Genomic DNA, 21404 nt, shown 5'->3' with positions numbered 1-21404 from the left:
GGGGTTAATCCGATTTTTACCAATTATCATCTCCTAAAATACGCTCTTTAAATGAGAAAGAGATTAAATTCTCCTAAATTTTTCCCAACGATACAATTTACGGATGCGTTCTGGTGAAATACCGATTAGATAGGCAAAGATGATGATTTGATTAAGGAAGGTGGTGATGAAAATTCCTTTTTTTAACCATCTGCGGGAGGATGTAATTACAGGTATGGAAATAAGAGAGATTTTGCCCTGATTTTTTAACCTGCGGATGAGTTCAAAGTCTTCCATTATTGGCAGTTCAGGAAAGTTACCAATTTTTGCAAATGCTATTTGAGTTAAAAAAATTGCTTGATCACCATAGGGCATTTGCCAAAAGCGCGATCGCACTTCCACTCCCCATTCTACCAGTCGCAAACCCCAATGCGGTGCATCTATCCGCAATGCAAAAGCACTAGCTATAATCCCCGGTTGTTGTAAGGTGGTGCGAATCATGTCATCAAATCCAGGTGGTAAACGGGTATCAGCATGGAGAAAGAGGAGAATTTCACCAGTAGCGACTGCTGCACCAGCATTCATTTGTACTGCACGTCCAGGTTGAGAGGAGATGACAGTTGCACCTAATGAATGTGCGATCGCTGTTGTACTATCTTGAGAACCACCATCAACGATAATTATTTCTATATTTGTACTGGGTTGGGTACTTGCGATCGCATTTTTGATATTTTCCGCTTCATTCAGAGTCGGAATGATGATAGAAATTCTCGCATGATCAAAATTTTGAATCATAGTTGATGTGATTTTGGGTTTTTATGATTTGGTTTACATATCCGTAAGATACATATTTTCACCACTGTTGTCGTCATGATCATGACTTCTGTATCCATTACAGGATCGATTTATCATGCTTTCAGCCGTTTACATACATAAGTAAATGGGAATAGATTAACTATCATCTCTGCTATATGGATAAAATATACGTAATTTCCCGTAATTTGTCTTCATAGAAATTGACTACTATCTATTTTGATGGAGTTTTTAAGCTACCCCCATACTGCACAAAATCCTACATTTATAAATTTCGGCTGAGTTGGGAAGAGCTTGTTGGACAAGGCTTAATGGTGGTTGTCAAGCATTTTTTCTACACGGTCAAGCATTGTCAATCACCCTAGCGCAACTTTATCTTACCTTCAAACAAGCTTTACTTATATAAAAGTATGGCAAAAATAATACCTTTGCTGTTTGACATCTCAAAAAATGATCGTAAGATAGAATACATCGGCAATAACAAACGAAAACTTACACAAATAACTAAGGGAACCAAGTTAGATGAAATCTAAATTCTCCACTTTACTAGCTTCTGCATTATTAGCAACTGGAATTGTTTATACTTCAATCGCTGCGCCAGCATATGCTGAGAAAGGTGGTGCCGATAACGCTAAAGCCGCTAAAGACGCTAAAGACGCTAAAGACGCTAAAGACGCTGAAGCTGCTAAAGCCGCTAAAGACGCTGAAGCTGCTAAAGCTGCTGAAGCTGCTAAAGACGCTGAAGCCGCTAAAGCTGCTAAAGACGCTAAAGACGCTAAAGACGCTAAAGACGCTGAAGCCGCTAAAGCTGAAACCGATAAAGTTGTTAGCAGCAGCATTGCTGACGGTGGCCTAACTGGTCTTGCTTGTAATAATTCAGATGTTAAGTTTGGCGCATTCAGTGCTACAGCTTGTGAGGGTGCATTTGAAGGTAATGATACAGGCGAAAAAGGCACTTTACTAAGTAAATTAAATAATAATTTGTTTAGTAGCGAAATTGGTACTGGCGTGCAATGGACTTTGGCTGGCAAATCAGATAGTGGTGATTTTACCGCAGATAACACTGCTGATGGTGATTTGACATTGGCAGGAAACTTGACAAGCTTTTTAGGCAAGACATTTGTAGTGAGTCTGAAAGCTAGTACTAGTTATAGTGCCTATCTCTTTGAAAATTTCCAAGGTAAAACTTTGCAGGCAGTATATAACACCATTGGTGTTTCCACAAATAAACAAGGAACCGCTCAAGGTTTATCTCATGCTTCATTGTTTCTCTCTAATATCAAGTCTCAAGAGCCTCCTAAGAACAAAGTTCCCGAACCAGCTTCTTTAGTAGGTTTAGGTTTAGTTGCTACTGGAATGGTAATGGCTCGTCGTCGTCGCACCCTTCCTAATTAATATTCCATAAAATTTGATGGCTGACATTCAAGGTTAATAAAACTTGGATGTGGCCTAAAATTCCCAAGTCGTCTCAGGATAAGACCTGTAGCGGCTTATTCTATTTGGTGATAAAAATCTTCTTTCTATAATGAACTACGTTTAGGCAGCGTCTCGAAGAAAAGAAGGTTTCAGAGAGTTTTTGCATAAGTCCTGGAATTATTTACAGTAAGCTATTTTAGTGCGTTTCTTCAAAATCTAGAATGGCTACTATTAACGACAACTACTTGAAACTCAAGGCTGGCTACCTGTTCCCAGAAATTGCCCGCCGTGTAAATGCCTTCGCCCAAGCTAACCCAGATGCTAAAATCATCAGATTGGGAATTGGTGATGTAACTGAACCCTTGCCAGAAGCTTGCCGGACTGCAATGATTAAAGCAGTGGAAGAAATGAGCGATCGCTCTACCTTCAAAGGATATGGCCCAGAACAAGGTTATGCTTGGTTAAGGGAAAAAATCGCTATCCAAGACTTCCAAGCACGAGGTGCAGCCATAGAAGCTGATGAAATCTTCATTTCTGACGGTTCCAAGTGCGACTCAGGCAACATTTTAGAGATTTTTGGCAAAAATAACGTTATCGCCGTTACTGACCCTGTATATCCCGTTTACGTAGATACCAACGTCATGGCGGGTAACACTGGAGACGCTAATGAAAAAGGCGAATTTGAAGGTTTAGTTTATTTACCTGTCACCGCAGATAACAACTTCACCGCAGAAATACCTTCCCAAAAAGTTGATTTAATTTATCTCTGCTTTCCCAACAACCCCACCGGTGCAACTGCTACCAAAGAACATTTACAAGCGTGGGTAAACTACGCCAAAGCCAACGGTTCGATTATTTTCTTTGATGCTGCTTACGAAGCCTACATTACCGATCCTACCCTGCCCCATTCTATCTATGAAATTGAAGGTGCTAGAGATTGTGCAATTGAGTTTCGTTCTTTCTCCAAAAATGCAGGTTTCACCGGCACACGTTGCGCTTTAACCGTTGTTCCCAAAAACCTCACCGCTAAAGCCGCAGATGGTTCTGACGTAGAATTATGGAAACTCTGGAACCGTCGTCAATCTACCAAATTTAACGGTGTTTCTTACATTGTCCAAAGAGGTGCAGAAGCAGTTTATTCAGAAGCAGGACAAGCGCAAATCAAAGCTTTGGTAAGTTTCTATTTAGAAAACGCTAAAATTATCCGTGAACAACTCACCAACGCAGGTTTATCAGTTTATGGTGGTGTGAATGCACCTTATGTGTGGGTGAAGACTCCTAATGGTTTATCCAGTTGGGAATTTTTTGATAAGCTATTGCAAACCGTTAACGTTGTAGGAACACCAGGTTCAGGTTTTGGTGCTGCGGGTGAAGGTTACTTCCGCATTTCTGCATTTAATAGTCGGGAGAATGTAGAAGAAGCAATGAAGAGAATCACTGAGAAGTTTAAGGTTTAGTCAATTTTGGTGGGCATTGCCCACCCTAGTTTTTGTTAGACTTGATCTATCAAGAATAATAAATGCTATGAGTGTAGCTATTCCCATTTTCAAACCCGTAAGCCAAATGCAACTGACACCTGGTAGTACAGTTACCATTCCAGATGTTACCTGGGAAGAATTTGAATCTATTTTACAAGAACTGGGAGAAAAACGAGCTTCACGAATTGCCTACAACCAGGGTGATTTAGAAATTATGGTTCCTTTACCTGAACATGAAATTTCCAAAGATTTGATTTCTGATCTTGTCAAAATATTGCTGAAACATAAGGGAATTAAATATCAACCCTTTGGTTCAACAACTTTTAAAAAACAAGGTACAGCAGGAGTTGAACCGGATGCTTGTTTTTATATTCAAAATTATCAAAGAATGATTGGACGTAGACGTTTACAACCAGATGATCCACCACCAGATTTAGCTATAGAAACTGACCTCACATCAAAAACAACTCTTGATGCTTATGAAGCAATTTGTGTTCCAGAATTATGGATATTTGATAGTGGGAAGCTTGCTATTTATTTGTTGGAAAATGGGAAATATATCAAGTCAGAAAAAAGTCCCTATTTTGAGGATTTAGATATTACTCAGATTATCCCTAATACTATTGAACGTAGTTGGCAGGTAGGGAGTTTTCAGGCTTTGGAAGAATTTGCAGTGATGATTGAACAGTAAATTATCATCAAATTATCCAATCTGCAAAGGTATAAAGTATTAATTTTTATCAGTTAAGCATTATCGAATAAATTTATTTAGTGCTTCAACTAACAGATGTACTGTAGTTGAAGGATTATCACTTTCTGGATTTTGAGGAGCATATTGATTAAGAAGATTTTTAGCGTGTTTGATTGCTGTAGATTGAAAAATCTCTAACTCCTCATAAATTATATCACTATTCTTTTTATATTTATGTTTTAGCCATTTTTCTAACTTAGTAATATAATCTTTTCTAGGAAGTCCACTATGTAAAAATTCAAAGTGCAATACATACCATAATTCAAACGCTTCATTAGAGTAAGCAATTTGAAATCCTTCTCTTTTAGCATTGGCAATAGCATTATTAAAATCCTGTTTAGTCCAATCATCTCTATCAAATACACACCAAATCTGATCATAATCTCCTTGACTTTTTAATTCTTTTGCTTTTTCTACTAACTTACTGGGATTATATCCAAAACCTCTGACATCAATTACATCTTTAGGAACACGAAAACACCTAAAGTAATTTGGTTCAGTTTTGTCACCTTCACAAATAATTAAAAATCTTTCTATGATATCTCTAGTTGCAACTTTTCTATCAGAATAACCACGAGATGATGATGCAATCGAACTTTTTTTAGGCATTAGATTCACCCATAATTTGATTTAAATTACCAATAAAAGGAATAGCGCCATATCTACCTTTAATGTAGTCACTTTCAAAAGAAGCATCATTTCTAATTTTATATTCAGCTAAGGAATATAAATCTGTAGCACCATATTTGTTTTTTTCGGTAAACCAAATCTGATCTCTCCGAAAAAGTTTATTACTCAGCAAGTTGGTATCGTGAGTCATAAATACTAGTTGTGCATTATTAAAATTTGTTTCCTTTGAGTTAAATAATTCAACAATTGCTTTACTGATTAAAGGGTGAAGTCTCGCGTCAAATTCATCAAAGATCAAAGTATTACCATTTTTAAGAGTATCTATTAATAACCCAGCAATAGCAAATATTTTTTGAGTTCCTTCAGATTCTTGATTATCTAAGTCAAACAATTCCATAGAAATAGAATTACCTTGCTCATCAAATTTTTGATGTACAGTATTAATAGGAGGTGCTTTTTGCAATATAGATTTAATCGTATAATCTATGAATTTATTTTGCATTTCTTGAGAAGAATTGGCATGGCTAGGAAGTTCCGAAGCTTTAAAATACTTTATTTCTGGTTCATTTATTCTTATTTCTCTAATACCTAAATCTAATTTTTTAATTAATTGAATAATTTCTTCTCTAAAATCATTATTCTCTGTCAGACAGCGAAATGTATAATCGAAATAATCTCTATTATCTAAGCCGGAAATAATTTGTAGTTTAATTGTGAGCCAATTTAGTATTTTATCAGCTATTTCCACGTTAAATTGAGCAGCCACTGAAAGAAAAAGCGCATTTCGTCTAGTTTTTGGGTGAATACCTTCACCTTTAAATGTTTTAGATAGATATTCCATTTTATCAGTTTTTCCATCATAAACCCGTTCAAAGAGCCGAGTTTCTCTTGTCTTGGGAACATAAAATAGCCATTCTGAAACTATGCTTTCTTGAGTAGCTTCAAAACCATATCTATATTTTTTACCATCCAATATAAACACGATTTCAAAAAAAGATGGTTGATTTTCTGTTTCCGTACTTAACCCAAATGGTTCAACTCCTATTTTTTCCGTACTTTGCGTTTCTTTAGAGGAGTTAATCATAAACCATTTCATAAATTTGAGTGCTTTTGCTAGATTGCTTTTACCACTAGCATTAGCACCATAAATTGCAGCACTTTTGAGTAATTTAAGCTCATCATCTACTGCAAAAACATTATTTTCATCGAGTTCTTTTTCTTTAGCGACGATATTAGCCGCTACCATACTAAAAGTGACTTTATCTTTGAATGATCTGTAATTACCAATACTAAACTCTATGAGCATAGTCATCTCCTATACTTAAACAGCATATTTGTGAAAATTTCACAGATATATCATCTAAGCATAGCGGTTATTGAATTATATGAATTAATTAAATGCGATAATTTACATTTAGAGAACTCCATAGAATGATTGATCCTGTTTTAATATCATTCCCCTAAAGCTTGTCCCCCGCGAAAGTAGGGGTAATTCATGAATTACCCCTACTTTATTGGATCATGTTTTTTATGGAGTTCTCTTAATTGCATTAGTTCTGGAATATATTTGTATAAATGGCATTATTGCAAATAGCGGAAACCGCTGTAACCAACAGGTATTGCAATGCGTCAAACCTCTAAATTGGTTATTATCAACAGATTTTTGATATCTGACGCACCTACAAAAAATATTCAATGTGACACTTGCGTAATCCCTAATTAAGGGTGACACGCTTTAGTTTTACTTCTTAGTTTTTCGGTGCTTCGGTTGGAGTTTCGGTTGGAGTTGCTGTTGGGGTTTCGGTTGGGTTTGCTGTCGGAGTTTCGGTTGGGGTTTCAGTTGGTTCTGGTGGTGTTGGAGTTTCTGCTGTCAGAGTCAGTTGATAATCTAATGGTTTCGTGGCTGTGGAAACAACTACAAATTCATAAAATCCTGTTTCTGGTAATTTTTTAGAAACAGTACGTTGTTGAGAATCTTCTAAAAATGTCACTTTCCCAGAAGGAGAATAAATTGATAGCAAAATTTGGGAATTTGCTTCTAGTTCAACTTCCATATTTTGTTCTTTGGCCAGTCCAGCGATAAATACTTTACCCCTACCAGGTTGCAGAGTGCCGCTAACTGTTTTACTAATACCACCTTCAGGAAAAACTATTCTTTGAAATGCGCTGTTTGAGAGGATAGCATTTAGTTGATCATTGACAAAACCATACCAAACTTGGCCAATGGGTTGTTTGAGAAAATCTTTACCTTTCTGTTCGGGAAATTTATTTAAAAAAGCGGCATCACCTAAATCATATAAAGAACGACTACCAACGTTAACTTTATTAACTTCGACCTTCCAGCGATCGCGTTCTGAAGGAGTGTAAGTTCCTAGCTGACGACGAGTGTTAGAACTGAGTCCTGAGAGCTTTTCTAGGACTTCTGAGGCGGTCTTATCCCATTCCGACCTCAAACTTTCATCTTCTGGACTATCGCTTAGGGTACGCCCTTCTAAGCTAGGGTTCTTTTCCCAAAAAACTTGATTAATTAAACTCACATAAAAGCCATTACTGATATCTAACTGTTCCCGGAGATTATTTAATTTTTGTTTGCGTGCTTTTTCTGCTGGGGAATAATTATCTGAAGGTTCTGGGGTTGGGGTTTCGCTAGGGGTAGGACTAGATGTAATTAAAGGGTCACTTCCTCCTATATTCCTTGTGCGGTTATTGCTTCCCCACCACAGTAGACCGATACTAGCTGATAAAGCTAAGGTGACAATGAAAATGTTTGTTGGTGTCCAAATGCTTGGGGGTTGGGGAATGGGTGCATTGACAGGTTGAGGTATTGGGGTTTTGGGGGTTGAGGGAGAAGATACAGCAACAGTTGCAGATGTGGGAACGTAAGCAGGTACTGGTGGGTTGGTATGATGAGGTAGTTCTGTGGGGGGATAGGTTGCTGGTTGGGGGTTGAGTGCATCTAAAACTTGACGGGCTGTTTGATAGCGATCGCTTACAGCTGGCGATAACATTTTATCTATTATCTGTCCTAGCATGGGACTGAGGCTTATTTCTCGTCGCCATTGCCAAGTAAAATCATAATTATCAATAAGTTCTTGGGGTTGTTTACCTGTCAGTAAAACTAATACTGTGACAGCTAAAGCATATAAGTCACTGTGGGGAGACACCACACCGGTTTGCATTTGTTCTGGGGGTGCAAATCCTATTTTGCCTAATAAGGTTGCCGCAGGGGGGGATGTCATAGCACCGCTTTGGTAATATTGAGAAGCGACTGTTGCGGCTACTTGTTTGACACCACCAAAATCAATTAATACGGGTAATTGATCAACCGTGCGAAGCATTAAGTTATCAGGAGAAATATCACGATGAATGACACCGACAGAGTGGATGTATTCCAGTACTGGTAAAATTTGCTGTAATAACTGACGTACTTCTGTTTCTGTAAATCGTAAACCTTGCTGTTTGCGGTTATTTAGTAAAGTATTATAAGTGTCGCCATCTACATGATCTTGCACCAAAAATAGGTATTCTTTCCCTACTAGGTTGATGCGTAACAGTTCCCGGAACCGGGGAATTTGGGGATGCTGTAGGTTATAAAGAACACTTGCTTCTCTCTGAAAGAGTTCTGCTGCTTTTTGGACAACGTAGGGAGTTTGAACTTGGGGAGAGAATTCTTTTAAAACGCAAGGTTCCCGAAAGCGGTTGATATCTTCAGCTAAATAAGTACGTCCAAACCCTCCTTGTCCGAGTTGACGTACAATAACATAGCGATCGCCTAAAGTTTGTCCTGCTTGAATACCATTGCTACCAGAAGTTGTAGGGATATCCGACATTTTCTCCCCACATTGGAGACAAAACTTACTACCCGACGGATTTTGATGACCTTGAGAACAATAAAGATTAGTCATTGGGAATAGGGAACAGGGAACAGGGAACAGGAAACAGAGAAATTAGCTGATTTTTAAGGTTTAATGTTTAATTTTTCATTGCTTTATCACCAATTACCGTTCGGCTGACGCTCACGGCGGAAGCCAATCACCAATTACCAATCACCTACCACTTACTTTATCAGATGCGATCGCATACCAAATTTGTAAAAAGGTTTGCTGATTTAGTTTCCCACGCACTTGACCAGGAAACAACGGGTCAAATTTTTGATATGTGTCTGCTTTCAGTTGTTCAATAGTTTTATATTTACCCAATTTACCTGACTGTGCTAGTTTCCCCCAAGTTTCATAATCTTGTCTAGTATAACTTCCCAGTTTCCTACGGGCTGAAACACTGAGCTTTGCACGTTCTATTTTATTCAACAATTCCTCCGCAACACCATACCATTGTTCCCGTAATGCTGCATCTTCTGGGTTTCCAGTGAGGGTACGTCCTCTTAACTCTGGCTTACTAGTATAAAATATCTCATCTACAGTTCGTGTAAAAAATCCTGAAGGAATTTCTAGCTGTTGACGACGATTAGAAATTTTTTCCAGACTGCGAGCTGTTTTTTTATCATTAACGGGTTGAGTGTTTGGTTCTCCTCCTAAGGGTATTTGTGGAAGTGAAATTGTCGGGACTGTAATAGATGTGACTGAACGATAGACAAAATTTCCTGCTGCAAAAACCCCCGCACCAGTTAAAACAATGGCACTAGTTCCCAAAAAGCTGACAGCAAAAGGACGCAACCATATTGGCATTGGTATCTGTTGAACAGCAAGTTGAGTCCGACTATGGAATTTACTGCTGATAGCTTTAACACTCTTTATACCTGGTGCAGCTACCATTGTTTTCAACTTAGTCATGTAGACATTTTGGCTATTAACAGTGGGTGGAATGGTATTTGCTGTTTGGATAAAAGATGATGCAGGTAAGTCTTTGAGAACTTGTTCAGCTTTTTGATAGCGATCGCTCGGCTTATATGCCAACATCTTTTTTAAGACAGCTTCTAATTTCGGACTTACCTTAATTTCCTTTCCCCAATCCCAATTCCCGTTATAGCTGTCATAGAGTGATTGCAGTTCCTTCCCAGTCACTAACACCAAAGCCGTCACCGCTAAAGAGTATAAATCACTACTCTTAAACACCTTCCCTTGGATTAACTGTTCTTCAGGTGCGTAACCTTTTTTACCTAATAAAGTCCCATTACCTCCCAACTGAGTCCGCCAAAAACCCTGAGAAGCTGGTAATTGTTTCACCCCACCAAAATCAATCAATACAGGTAAATTATCACTTTGGCGTAAAATTAAATTATCCGGTGATATATCCCGGTGAACAATATCTAGAGAATGAATATAAGTCAGCACAGGGAGAATATTGTGCATGAGGTTAACAACTTCCTCCTCACTAAAAGATTTTCCCTGACCTCGACGATTTTCAAATAATTGGTAATAATTTGCACCCTCAACATAATCTTGGACTAAAAAGAAAAAATCTTTAGTGCCAATTTTTGCTGCAAAGGAAGCGTGAAAACGCGGAATTTGGGGATGCTGAATTTTTTTAAGGACACTTGCTTCCCGTTCAAATAGTTCTTTGGCTTTTTGTAAATCCTGCGGTTTGACAATTTGGGGCGCAAATTCCTTTAAAACACAGGTTTGGCGCGATTTTTGCCTATCAATCGCCAAATAGCTCCGACCAAAACCACCTTGTCCCAATATACGCGCAATTTCATAACGATTATCGATCACCTGTCCTACAGTCAAAGGTAATGCTTCCCCACAGTTAGTACAAAAACTGTGACTATCATTATTTGCGTGTTTTTTACTGCAATATACCAGCATGGTACGGGGGGATGAATTAACCAATTTTAGATTTTGGATTTTAGATTGTATCACTTGGAAACAATATGACATAGAGCAGGTTGAAATTTCTACCTTTGCTCTTTCCCAGAAAGTCAATATTTCCAGATATTATTAATGGCTACAACAGGTACAAAGCAATTTACGCAGATTTGTGGGAAAAATATTCAAAGCCGTTTAAACACTTAGAGAATTACACAAAAACTCTTGGAAAATCTTGTTTCCTAGAAAGCCAGTCCATTAAAGATTGACAAACATTAAATTATGTGTAGTTCAGTGAAAATACTGTTTTACGGATATATACTGAGAGCTAGTTTTGTGCAAATGCCTAGGACAGGGGGTATGCGATCATAATTTTAATACACAACATTCTAATAAGCGTAGTACTGTAGTAAATTGATGATGAACCTCTCTAAATACAAGCTTTAAAGACTTTTTTTATTTGAAAGTCCCTAATATTCAGTACTGTACGCAATAACCTTGTCATAAGCAAAAGTGAAATTATTGAAAGTTAAGTTTTATATCTTAAACTTTTGCAATAATTGAAAATATTTATTAGGTGATTTATGGAACCTTTAACTACAGCAACGATCGCTTCAACTGTGATATTCAAGGTTTTTGAGAAGAGTGGGGAAAAACTAGGGGAGGCTGTAATCAACAAAATTGGTCAGTTGATAAATGTGATCCGAGAAAAATTTAGGGCTAAAGGGGTCGAAGGAATCTTAACGCAAGCTGAGGAGAGTCCTACAGAAGCGAATAAGAAAATGTTTCAGACAATTCTGGAAATGCAGGTTTCACAGGATGAAGTCTTTGCAAATATGTTGAAAGCTCTAGTAGATGAACTAAAGTCAGACAGCGAAGTAAATCAGGTATTTCTGAAAGGGGTTGATGTTTCAGGGAGTGCCGGAATTAGTGATGTAAGCCAAATTGCTAAATCTGCTAGATCAGTAAATCAGGAAGCTGCTACTGATTTAAAGATTGGTGGTGATCTTAAAATTGGCAATGTTAAACAGCAAAGCTGAGTTCTTAAGATTTCTCATTATTTTATTAACTGTATCTAAATCTATGATGCTAAGGAAATTATCATGAGTAATAAAGAAAATTTTTCTAGCTGGCAGTCAGCAGTTAGTGGTATTCAAGCAGAAAATGTTTCCATAGGCGATATTAACCAAAGCATCATTAAGTCATCTAATCCTCGCTACAATCACATAGGGGTAATAATTAGTGAATACAATAGAAGTGTAGCCAGATCGGAAAGATCCTTTAAAGATAGGAGTCGAGCTAATCAAAAAAATATGCAGAAGGAGTTACAAAATTGTCTCCGAGACCTGCATCGAAAAACCAAATACTATCAACAATATATTGAAGATCATGAAAAAAGTACAAAGGAGATAGAAAAATGGGGTGGTTTACTCATTGACTTCCACAAAGCAAAAACGGGCGGTCTCTTGAATAAGGATAGTCTTTATGAAAACGCTGAAGACGCTGCCATGCTAGGTGTTGGCTCTTACCTGAGCTACCAGGCAAATAAGACAAAGAAAGAAACAGAGGCTGAACTCGAAGAAACGAAACAAAACATCAGTGAACTGAATTACTTAATTGCTCAAGTAGAACGTTTTCTACAGTCTAGTTCTCTTGAAGAACTAGACATTGATGAAATTGTTGATGATAAATCTCTCGAAAGCCTAAGTTCTGATGTAAAAGAGAGTATCGAATCAATAAAAGATAGTTTCAGAAGCCAGCACGAGAATTTAAAAGATTCGCGTGATGAGGAACTAAAAAAATATAAAATAGAGAGAAATATCAGAATTTATAAAGAAGAACTACAATATTGCATTGAAGAAGATGGTTATCCTTTAAGTAGCTCGAAAATGGGATATCTGGAATCTCGCCTGAGAGATTTTAATCTTGACCAGGAAGATGTTGAAAGTATTGCTGAGGAAATAATTAAACCTCTTTCTGTAAAGAATCTCAAGGCTTATGAAGCAGCCTATCAAGAGAAACTACATCAAGAAGGATATCCTCTAAGATATGACAGTGTTAAAACCTTGCAAAAACTTGAAGAAACTTTGGGGCTAAATACCTTCAGATTTTTACAATCAGATACCATATCAATCGAAAAAAGCTTAGTCGAACCATTTTATCAAACTAATTTTCAAGAGTATCAGAAAAGCTATAGAACAAAACTCGAAGAAAAAGGGCTTACTTTAGGAACTGAAGATTTTACTCAGCTAGATGAGCTTCAAGTATGTTTGGGACTTAAAAATTTTGTTTTTGAAGACTTTGATATTAAGAATGCAGAGCAAGAATTAATTAAGCTCGTCTATCAACAAAACATTCAAAAATATGAGCAAGAATGTCAAAGAAAACTTTCTCAGGAAGGTTTTCCCCTTAGTCTTAACACCATCCGCGAGTTAAGTTGTCTCGAAGAGGCTCTTGGCTTGGGACATTTTCAATTTCCAGATTGCTCAGATCCAGTATCAATTAAAAGAGAATTAGTTGAACCTCTATATCAGGCTAATTTGCAGTCTTATAGCGAAGAGTATAAGCGGAAGCTCTATCAATTTGGAATTAATTTTTCTCAGAAAAATACTTCCGATCTAGACAATCTGAGAAGAAGCTTTGGTCTTGATAGTTATTACTTAGAAAATTTAGGTTTGCAAACTCTATTCAATCTAGAAGAGATTAATAAAATTGAGACGGATCTAGTAGAACTTGTTTATCGTGAGAATCTTCAAAGATATGAGCAAGAGTACAAACAGAAACTTGAAAAAGAAGGCTTTTTATTGAGTTATTCAACTATCAGTGAATTGACTCATCTTGAAGATAGTTTAGGGTTGGAGAGTTTTAAAATCCAGGATTACTCAGACTTAAAATCAATCAAAGCACAGTGGGTTAGACCATTTTATCAAGTAAATTTGCAAAATTATAGTAAAGAATATAAACGGAAAATTTATCAAATTGGGTTGGATTTTGCTGAAAATCACAAGCTCGAATTAGAAAAATTGAGGAGCGATTTTGGTCTTACTTCTACTCACTTAAAAAACTTAAATCTTCAAGGTCAGTTTTTTCTTCTAGGATCTGATCTATTCACTTTAGAAAAGATTGCAAGAGAGAAATTCTATATAGAAAATCTTCAGTACTACGCGCAGGAAATTAAGAGAAAGTTAGAAAGTAATGATTATTCTTCAGGCGACAGCAGCTTGAGTGAATCTTTACAAGCGTTAGGAATTAGAAATGAAGATATTAAGATCGTTGAAGGACTAACCAGGAATAATTGGGAAATTGATCACCTTTTCTATGAACGCGGTGCTGATGCGAGTTACTGGAGATTGATCAACTCTTTAGAGCAGCGTGAATGGGAAAGAGCAGATGCTCTAACTAGAGAGCTACTGCTTAAGTTTGCTGATAGGAGCAGTAAGGGTTTTCTGGATAAGGAAGCCATCGAAAAAACTGCTGCAAGAGATGTATATCCGCTCGATCTACTTTGGGTTGAGTACAGTAAAGGACATTTTGGTTTTAGTGTTCAGAAGAAAATCTATGAACAAGTTGACCGAAAAAAACAGCTATTTGCTGAGGCCGTTGGGTGGAGTAATCAAGCTGGCATATTCCAAGGTATTTTTGCTTGGAAATCCTACAATAAGTTAGATTTCACGATCAATGCTCCGAAAGGGCATCTACCTGTCTGGAGAGTTAAAGGTAAGGAAATTTCAGTAGATGATTTTTCTCACCTCAAAATCTGGCATTTCAAGGACAATGAACCAAAACTAGACAGCTTGGTGGATGTAGATGGCTCTAAGCCAGATTCATCTACAACTAATATCCTGTCACAGAGTTTTCAGAAAATATTCGAGAGTATCAACCAATTTGAGATTAAGCAGAAAGTTGACAAAATGGGGATTGATGGATTCATCAATCAGTGTGCGATTCTAGCTGCCACGACAGGTGCAGCTAGTGGTTTTGGCGGTTTTACTACAATGATCGTTGGAGTTCCATTTGATGTTCTAAACAATGTTCTCCAGCAATTCCGAGTAACTCTAGGAGTCATATATTACAAGAAAGGGGTGTATAAAGTTTCGTTCGCTGAACTAATAACGATTGTAGGAGTATCAATAGGTGTAGAAGTTGGTGCAACCTTGACAAAATCAGTCATGATCAACATTGCTAATAAAATTCTTTTTCAATTGTCTGCTTCAACCGCAGGGAAGGCAGTTCCTTTTTTGGGTGCAGCGATTGGTGGTTCGGTAAACTATGGATTTGTTAGAGCCATAGGTACAACAGTTAAACGTATCGACATGAGTACCTATAAATTTCAATCAGAAGGATCAGGAGGTGAAATCAAAGGACAGTAGTTTTGGAAACGTTTCTCAGAAGATTCCCTGATGGCATAAGGGTTTCCAGTGTTAAGAACTATTTTGAGTGCGATCGCTCGCCGTAGGGTGCGTTAATGAAATGTAACGCACCTTGTTTTTAATTGAGACTGACTTACACATAATTGTAATCTTTCAGTTAAGATTAGAATAGATTCTTACGCTCACTCAACTGAGCGATGATTTCCAATCTAGGAGCAGCCATGCTAGACACAGAAACTATTGAAAAACGCTTGACGACTCTTGAACAAGTAGTTTTTGATCTCCAGCATAAATTTGGTGGTAAACCTAGCTCTGATAGCTGGCTAGAGAGTCTCATAGGTTCAATCTCTGATGATGCCGCTTTTCTTGAAGCTTTGGAATATGGACGCGCTTTTCGGCAGTCCGACAAACCTATTGATGAGGCTGGCAAATAAACGTGAAGTATTTGCTCGATACCGACCACATCAGTTTCCTCCAGCGCCGCTCCAGTTTAGAGTTTAGTCAATTAACTTTTCGGATAGCTCAACATCCAATCTCTGGTTTTGCATTATCGGTTATCAGTTTCCACGAGCAAGTAATTGGCGCTCATAGTTTCATCAATCGCGCCCAGAACAATACAGATATAGCTCGCGGATATGCACTGTTGTTAGAAACTCTTAACAGTTTTGCAAAGGCTCCTGTTTTACCCTTTGATTCCAAAGCAATCACAATATTTGATGAAATGCGGACACAGAAAGTTCGTGTGGCTACAATGGATTTAAGAATTGCAGCGATCGCCATTTCTAACAAATTGGTGTTACTTACCCGAAATATTGGCGACTTCAGTAAAGTTCCGAGCTTAATAATCGAAGATCGGACAGCGTAGCGTAGAGGGACTAACACTGCGTTGTAGCTTAGGTGCGATCGCAGTAGTCAAGTTCGCCAGCAGCATGAAACAGTGCGATATCGAGTAAGCTGTAGGTATGGATTTTTTCCAAGAGGTACACGATATGACGCTCGCTGAAGTGCTTCCTGCTGCGCGACGGCTCTCTCCATCAGAAAAACTCAAACTGATTCGGATTCTAGCTGAGGATTTGGATATGACTGAGGATATCTCACCATTAGAACCTTTCAAAACTTATGACTTACCCACTCCATATGATTGTTTTGGAGCAGGTGCTGTTTTAATGGAAGCCTTTAAGCAGTCCGATGCCAGCCAGCAGTAATGTATGCGATTCCAGTATTCAACCACTAGCCCAGCCCAAAACGAGTTTGATAGTTTACCAAGACTTCCATTGCTGCTGCGTCGAGAAAATCAAGAAATTGAAGCGGTTGGTTTAGTAGATAGTGGGGCTACAGTTAATGTCTTACCACACGAATTTGGTTTGGAGTTGGGAGGGATTTGGGACGATCGCAAAGCTATCATTCAATTAGCGGGTAATCTCAGCAATCAGCCAGCGATGCCATTCTCTGCGATCGCTCACATCGGAGAATTTCCGCCCACTGAATTACTCTTCGCATGGGTGAAGCGCCCAAACACACCATTGATTCTAGGACAGACGAACTTCTTTCTTGAATTTGATGTTTGCTTCTACCGTTCCAAGATGGAGTTTGAAGTCAAGCCGAAATCCCCATAGCCAGCTAACAAGTCGATGAATCATCGTAAAGATAAATAATAGTGCGATCGCTCGCCGTAGGTTAGGTTGAAGTATGAAACCCAACAGCTTCTCATTTTTTCACCTTTACTGATAATTTATCTCGTTCCCAGTCTCTGACTGGGAATGCAAACAAGAGGCTCTGCCTCTACTTTACATAGAAGACATAGCCTTCTAAAATCCATTCCCATATAAAGTATGGAAACGAGATAAAACGAGAGAAAATTGACTAACCAATAACTCTCTCACCTACTACTATGAAGCCTATTGAAGCTTTCTATGGCTCACCAAGGAAGTCTTTTTTGCCAACTTCTACGCCACAGTGTCGGAGAATGTTATAGGTTGTTGTAACATGGAAATAAAGGTTTGGTAAAATAAAATACAGGAGATATGGCATTCCTTGAAAAGATAGAGTGTTACCACCCACCTCTAAAGTGATTTCTTTCTCCTCTAAACCGTCGATTTGCTCAGGTTTAAAAGTATTTAAATGAGTGATAGTTTTCTGAACACGGTCAATAAGTTGAGGGAATGTAGTTTCATTATCCTCAAATTTAGGTGCTTCTGTTCCTGCTAGTCTGGCCAGACCTCTGTTTAATATATCGGTGGCAATTTGTACTTGTCTTGATAATGGAAACATATCTGGATATAGACGACTATTAATCAAAACAGCAGGATCTATTTTTTTTGTTTCTGCATATTTAGCACCTTTCTCAAGAATACCTATCAGATTATTCAGTGAGTGAATAGATACGGGTATTGAAGCTTTGTACATGGAAATGGTCATTGATATTTCTCCAAAAAGAGTGCAAACAAGTTTGATATGTCCCATCTAATCTTAAAGTATTAATTAAGAGTAGGTAAAAAGCTAATATTTATTATGGGAGTTGCCAAATTCTAATTGTCCCATCCTCGCTACTACTGGCTAGAATTTTTTGATCAGGACTGATTGCGATCGCTTCCACCGGAGTTGAATCACCTCTGATAGTGGAAATTAGTTCCCCAGTTCGCCAATTCCAGAATTTGATTTTGCCATTAAAGTTGCCGGTGATTATGGTTTTTCCATCTGGAGTCAGGATAATTGAATTAATTGAATCTGTGTTCTGACTAAAATCTCGCAGCAATTTACCTGTATTTAATTCCCAGAGCTTGATAGTATTGATGGCACTATCTTTATCCACAAGCTGACCAAAACTGCCACTAATTAAAGTTTTGTTATCCAAACTGATAGCCAATGCACCAATACCTGGTGGATGATTCATACTGTGCAAGAGTTTTCCAGTATGCAGATTCCACAGTTTAATCTCTTCTTTGCCTGCTCCACCACTGCCACTAACCAGGATTTGACCATTGGGACTAATGGCAACACGACTAATATAATCTGAATGTCCTACAAGAGTATGGAGTAATCTGCCGGTCTGTAAATTCCAAACCTGGATTTGACGGTCATCACTACCACTGACGAGTGTTTTGCCATCAGCACTGATAGCGACTGTTTCTACTGGCAGTGAATGTCCCCCGATAGTTAAAAGTAGTTTCCCAGTAGATAGATTCCAAACCTTAACGGTACTATCAATATCTCCACTGACGAGAATCTGACCGTTTGCCGCACCCATAGCAATAGAGGTAATTCCTTCTGATTTCTCTGTCAGAGTATTCAGGAGTTTACCAGTTTGCAAGTTCCAAATTTTGATGCTTCCTGACCGACTACCACCAATTAATTTTTTGCCATCAGAGCTAATCATAATTGCTGGAACCCTTTCCTGCTCTTTTAATGTAAAAATTGGTTGACTACTTTGGCTTAGGTGAGTTGTTGAATGAGGAGTCGTAGGCATCAATGAATTGGAGGGAAGGCAAGGAATAACAACGCTTAAAGCAGTTGCTGTCAAAATTCTCCAGGAGATTAGATTCATAGGTGAATAGCACGCTAAAAAATTGCATTTATAGATAAAATACTGAGAAAGAGCGACCAGATTTTTTCCACATACAAGCCTTATGAAACCCCAAACACCATCGGCAAGGGTAATTCTGGGATTAGAAAGTTTTATATCGACTCCCTTAGCAGAGAAACTAGAACAGCATCTTAGCATTGACTCTCAAGAAATAGCTTTAAAACTATTTCAAGATGTTGCTGCCAGTGTACCCGCTTACCAGGCTTTTTTAACAGAACAAGGCATCAACCCTAGAGATATTCAAACATTAGAAGATTTCCAGAAATTACCAAAAATTAATAAAGAAAATTATATTTCCCGTTATCCTTTACCCCAATTGTGTAATAATGGAAAAATAGGAAGTTGTGATATGATTGCAGCTTCCTCTGGCTCAACAGGTAAACCCACATTTTGGCCGCGCTTCCTTACCGATGAACTAGAAATAGCCACAAGATTTGAACAGATATTTCACGATAGTTTTCATGCAGATACTAAACAGACATTAGCTGTAATTTGCTTCACCTTGGGAACATGGGTGGGGGGAATGTTCACCACCCATTGCTGCCGATATCTTGCTTGTAAAGGTTATCCTATCACAGTCATTACACCAGGCAATAACAAAACCGAAATCTTGCGAATTGTGCAGGAACTTGGTAATAACTTTGAGCAAGTCGTCTTATTAGGATATCCACCATTTCTTAAAGATGTGATTGACACAGGTATTGCCAATAATGTGCAGTGGGGGCAATATCAAATTAAACTAGTGATGGCAGGAGAAGTATTTAGTGAAGAATGGCGTAACCTAGTAGCTGAAAGAGTAAATTCTCAAAATCTCTGTTATGATTTTGCTTCCATGTATGGAACAGCAGACGCAGGAGTTTTAGGAAATGAAACACCTTTAAGTATTTGCATTCGGCGATTTTTAGCAGCAAATCCTCAAGCAGCTAAAGCATTATTTGGTGAATCTCGTTTACCGACATTAGTACAATATGATCCTTGTAGTCGCTTCTTTGAAGTTGAAAATGGAAATTTGCTATTTTCCGGTAAAAATGGTGTTCCTTTAATTAGATATGACATCTTAGATCAAGGTGGTTTAATTAGTTATGAAGAGATGCTGAAATTTTTAGCGGAATGGGATTTTAACCCCCTTGCAGAATTACAGCAAAATCGAGGAATCCATCAACTACCGTTTGTTTACGTTTTTGGACGTTCTAATTTTACAGTTTCTTATTTTGGTGCAAATATTTACCCAGAAAATGTGACAGTCGGTTTAGAACAACCAATAATTAGAGAATGGGTAACAGGTAAATTTGTTTTACAGGTAAAAGAAGACTCAGACAAAAATCTCTTTTTATCTGTAGTTGTGGAATTAGCACCGGGTGTAGAAAGTAGTGCAGAAAAAAAGGAATCTATAACTGTTTCTATTCTTTCCCAATTGTTTCGTTTAAATAGCGAGTTTGCAAATTATGTTCCTTTAGAATATCAAACACCACAAGTAGAATTAAAACCTACTGGTGATATTGAGTATTTCCCTGCGGGTGTCAAACATAGATATACACGAAAATAAGATGTAGTAAATATTAGAAATGGTGTAATAAGTCAGGAGTCAGGATTTAAAAAGAAAGAAGGATGAAGAATATTTTTTCTTCTGTTCCCTGTTTCCTATAATTCTGACCAAATGGTACTTTAGGAACTTCTAAAAAATTAATTTAATGTTGGGTTTCGTTCCTCAACCCAACCTACATAATTTCTATCTTAGGACTTACGCACTGTACAAACTTCATCTGATATGTATGCACGAAATTACCTAGTTTCAGGCTTTTGGAATCCCATATTAGTGCGGTGCGTCAGATAGAGAAAATCTGTATGTGTTCTAAATTATCGGGTCTGACGCACCCTACAAGAGATAACATCTATATTTCAGGACTTACGCAAAACAGAACGGAAGTAGGGGTAATTCATGAATTACCCCTACGTAATAATAATGTTTTCAGCCACATCTTGCGTAAGTCCTATATTTGATAGATTTTGTCAATGAGTAAGTCCTAAATCTTTATAAATTGTAGACCTTAATTTCCGTTAATTTTATTTTTCTCAATAAAATGTCCGACAGAACCGAAATTTCTTTATTTATCAAAAGGATATACAGCAGAATTCAGGAGTCAGGAGTAAAACTGGCTTTGTGTATAGGTTTCAATTTAGATTTTGTACCTCCTAACTACGCAAACTGCTGTAACTGGTTCAGTAGAAGTAAACCTAACAATAACTATGTAACCACAAGTAAAGACAATTAAACCCTTGTGTCAAGATGCTTTCAGCAACAAATTTGTAGTTTGTAGGTTGGGTTAAGCGACAGCGCAACCCAACAAGTTAAATGTCGGTTTTTTTAGTGTCAACCCAACCTACAAAATTGCTAATCAATGATGTCTTCTATTACGTCTATAGTAACGACATCTGTAATACCTGCCATGATAATATCTATAACGATTTCTGCCAGTACAAGTCCGATAACGTCTGACTTGGGTAGTCGTATGACGACGACGATAAGTATTCTGTGCAGAAGCATCTTCCACAATACCCAACACTGACATAGACGCTATCAAAGTAGCGAGAACAACAGATGCAATACGTTTCATAGGT

The 21404-nt window shown here is 37.8% G+C and carries 18 protein-coding genes; 10 read left to right on the top strand and 8 right to left on the bottom strand.

Annotated features, from left to right (window positions below; all coding sequences use genetic code 11):
- Positions 1 to 63: 63 nt before the first annotated feature.
- Positions 64 to 774, bottom strand: a complete 711-nt coding sequence (locus AC012T_RS24860; RefSeq protein ID WP_487061724.1) for a TIGR04283 family arsenosugar biosynthesis glycosyltransferase — start codon at positions 772 to 774, stop codon at positions 64 to 66.
- A gap of 540 nt (positions 775 to 1314) precedes the next feature.
- Here AC012T_RS24860 and AC012T_RS24855 point away from each other — a divergent pair.
- From AC012T_RS24855 to AC012T_RS24845, 3 genes are all read left to right on the top strand, one after another.
- Positions 1315 to 2187, top strand: coding sequence for a PEP-CTERM sorting domain-containing protein (locus AC012T_RS24855; RefSeq protein WP_487061722.1), 873 nt, complete (start codon positions 1315 to 1317; stop codon positions 2185 to 2187).
- Between the two features lie 242 nt (positions 2188 to 2429).
- Positions 2430 to 3665 carry an LL-diaminopimelate aminotransferase gene (locus AC012T_RS24850; protein ID WP_487061720.1) on the top strand — a complete coding sequence of 412 codons (1236 nt, stop codon included), beginning with the start codon at positions 2430 to 2432 and terminating at the stop codon, positions 3663 to 3665.
- 67 nt (positions 3666 to 3732) lie between these two features.
- Positions 3733 to 4377 (top strand): Uma2 family endonuclease, encoded by a 645-nt coding sequence (locus AC012T_RS24845; RefSeq protein WP_487061718.1) that lies wholly within the window; start codon positions 3733 to 3735, stop codon positions 4375 to 4377.
- Between the two features lie 60 nt (positions 4378 to 4437).
- Here the strand turns inward: AC012T_RS24845 and AC012T_RS24840 are convergent, their stop codons facing one another.
- The 4 genes from AC012T_RS24840 to AC012T_RS24825 all read right to left on the bottom strand — a co-directional run bounded on the left by AC012T_RS24840 (position 4438) and on the right by AC012T_RS24825 (position 10832).
- A complete protein-coding gene (locus AC012T_RS24840) occupies positions 4438 to 5046 on the bottom strand; it encodes an RloB family protein (protein WP_487061716.1) in 609 nt (202 codons plus the stop codon).
- The gene (locus AC012T_RS24835; protein WP_487061714.1) at positions 5039 to 6373 is read right to left on the bottom strand and encodes an AAA family ATPase; all 1335 of its coding nucleotides are present in this window, start codon (positions 6371 to 6373) and stop codon (positions 5039 to 5041) included. The genes AC012T_RS24840 and AC012T_RS24835 overlap by 8 nt, the downstream gene beginning before the upstream one ends.
- 442 nt (positions 6374 to 6815) lie before the next feature.
- Positions 6816 to 8972, bottom strand: coding sequence for a protein kinase domain-containing protein (locus AC012T_RS24830; RefSeq protein ID WP_487061712.1), 2157 nt, complete (start codon positions 8970 to 8972; stop codon positions 6816 to 6818).
- Between the two features lie 141 nt (positions 8973 to 9113).
- Positions 9114 to 10832 carry a protein kinase domain-containing protein gene (locus AC012T_RS24825; protein ID WP_487066760.1) on the bottom strand — a complete coding sequence of 573 codons (1719 nt, stop codon included), beginning with the start codon at positions 10830 to 10832 and terminating at the stop codon, positions 9114 to 9116.
- A 584-nt stretch (positions 10833 to 11416) separates the two neighbouring features.
- Here AC012T_RS24825 and AC012T_RS24820 point away from each other — a divergent pair.
- The 6 genes from AC012T_RS24820 (at position 11417) to AC012T_RS24795 (ending at position 16818) form a co-directional block, all read left to right on the top strand.
- Complete coding sequence (locus AC012T_RS24820; RefSeq protein ID WP_487061710.1) at positions 11417 to 11872, top strand: hypothetical protein; 456 nt, start codon at positions 11417 to 11419, stop codon at positions 11870 to 11872.
- Between the two features lie 63 nt (positions 11873 to 11935).
- Positions 11936 to 15202 (top strand): GUN4 domain-containing protein, encoded by a 3267-nt coding sequence (locus AC012T_RS24815; RefSeq protein ID WP_487061708.1) that lies wholly within the window; start codon positions 11936 to 11938, stop codon positions 15200 to 15202.
- Between the two features lie 197 nt (positions 15203 to 15399).
- The gene (locus AC012T_RS24810; RefSeq protein WP_487061706.1) at positions 15400 to 15636 is read left to right on the top strand and encodes a transferase hexapeptide repeat containing protein; all 237 of its coding nucleotides are present in this window, start codon (positions 15400 to 15402) and stop codon (positions 15634 to 15636) included.
- Positions 15637 to 15638: 2 nt separating this feature from the next.
- Complete coding sequence (locus AC012T_RS24805) at positions 15639 to 16067, top strand: type II toxin-antitoxin system VapC family toxin (protein ID WP_487061704.1); 429 nt, start codon at positions 15639 to 15641, stop codon at positions 16065 to 16067.
- A 124-nt stretch (positions 16068 to 16191) separates the two neighbouring features.
- Entirely contained in the window at positions 16192 to 16407 is a 216-nt protein-coding gene (locus AC012T_RS24800; protein ID WP_487061702.1) for a hypothetical protein, read from the top strand.
- Positions 16408 to 16410: 3 nt separating this feature from the next.
- The gene (locus tag AC012T_RS24795) at positions 16411 to 16818 is read left to right on the top strand and encodes a hypothetical protein (protein WP_487061700.1); all 408 of its coding nucleotides are present in this window, start codon (positions 16411 to 16413) and stop codon (positions 16816 to 16818) included.
- Between the two features lie 295 nt (positions 16819 to 17113).
- On the opposite strand, the gene AC012T_RS24790 is transcribed toward AC012T_RS24795, so the two are convergent.
- Complete coding sequence (locus AC012T_RS24790; protein WP_487061699.1) at positions 17114 to 17620, bottom strand: DUF1993 domain-containing protein; 507 nt, start codon at positions 17618 to 17620, stop codon at positions 17114 to 17116.
- Positions 17621 to 17711: 91 nt separating this feature from the next.
- Positions 17712 to 18746: a WD40 repeat domain-containing protein gene (locus tag AC012T_RS24785; protein WP_487061697.1), complete on the bottom strand. Its 1035-nt coding sequence runs from the start codon at positions 18744 to 18746 to the stop codon at positions 17712 to 17714.
- Positions 18747 to 18828: 82 nt separating this feature from the next.
- Here AC012T_RS24785 and AC012T_RS24780 point away from each other — a divergent pair, with 82 nt between their 5' ends.
- Complete coding sequence (locus tag AC012T_RS24780) at positions 18829 to 20331, top strand: phenylacetate--CoA ligase family protein (RefSeq protein ID WP_487061695.1); 1503 nt, start codon at positions 18829 to 18831, stop codon at positions 20329 to 20331.
- Positions 20332 to 21181: 850 nt separating this feature from the next.
- Here the strand turns inward: AC012T_RS24780 and AC012T_RS24775 are convergent.
- Positions 21182 to 21400 carry a hypothetical protein gene (locus AC012T_RS24775; protein WP_487061693.1) on the bottom strand — a complete coding sequence of 73 codons (219 nt, stop codon included), beginning with the start codon at positions 21398 to 21400 and terminating at the stop codon, positions 21182 to 21184.
- Positions 21401 to 21404 lie beyond the last annotated feature (4 nt).

The sequence above is a fragment of the Anabaena sp. EIM26 genome (assembly GCF_057568715.1).
This window is presented reverse-complemented; position numbering and strand designations above follow the sequence as displayed.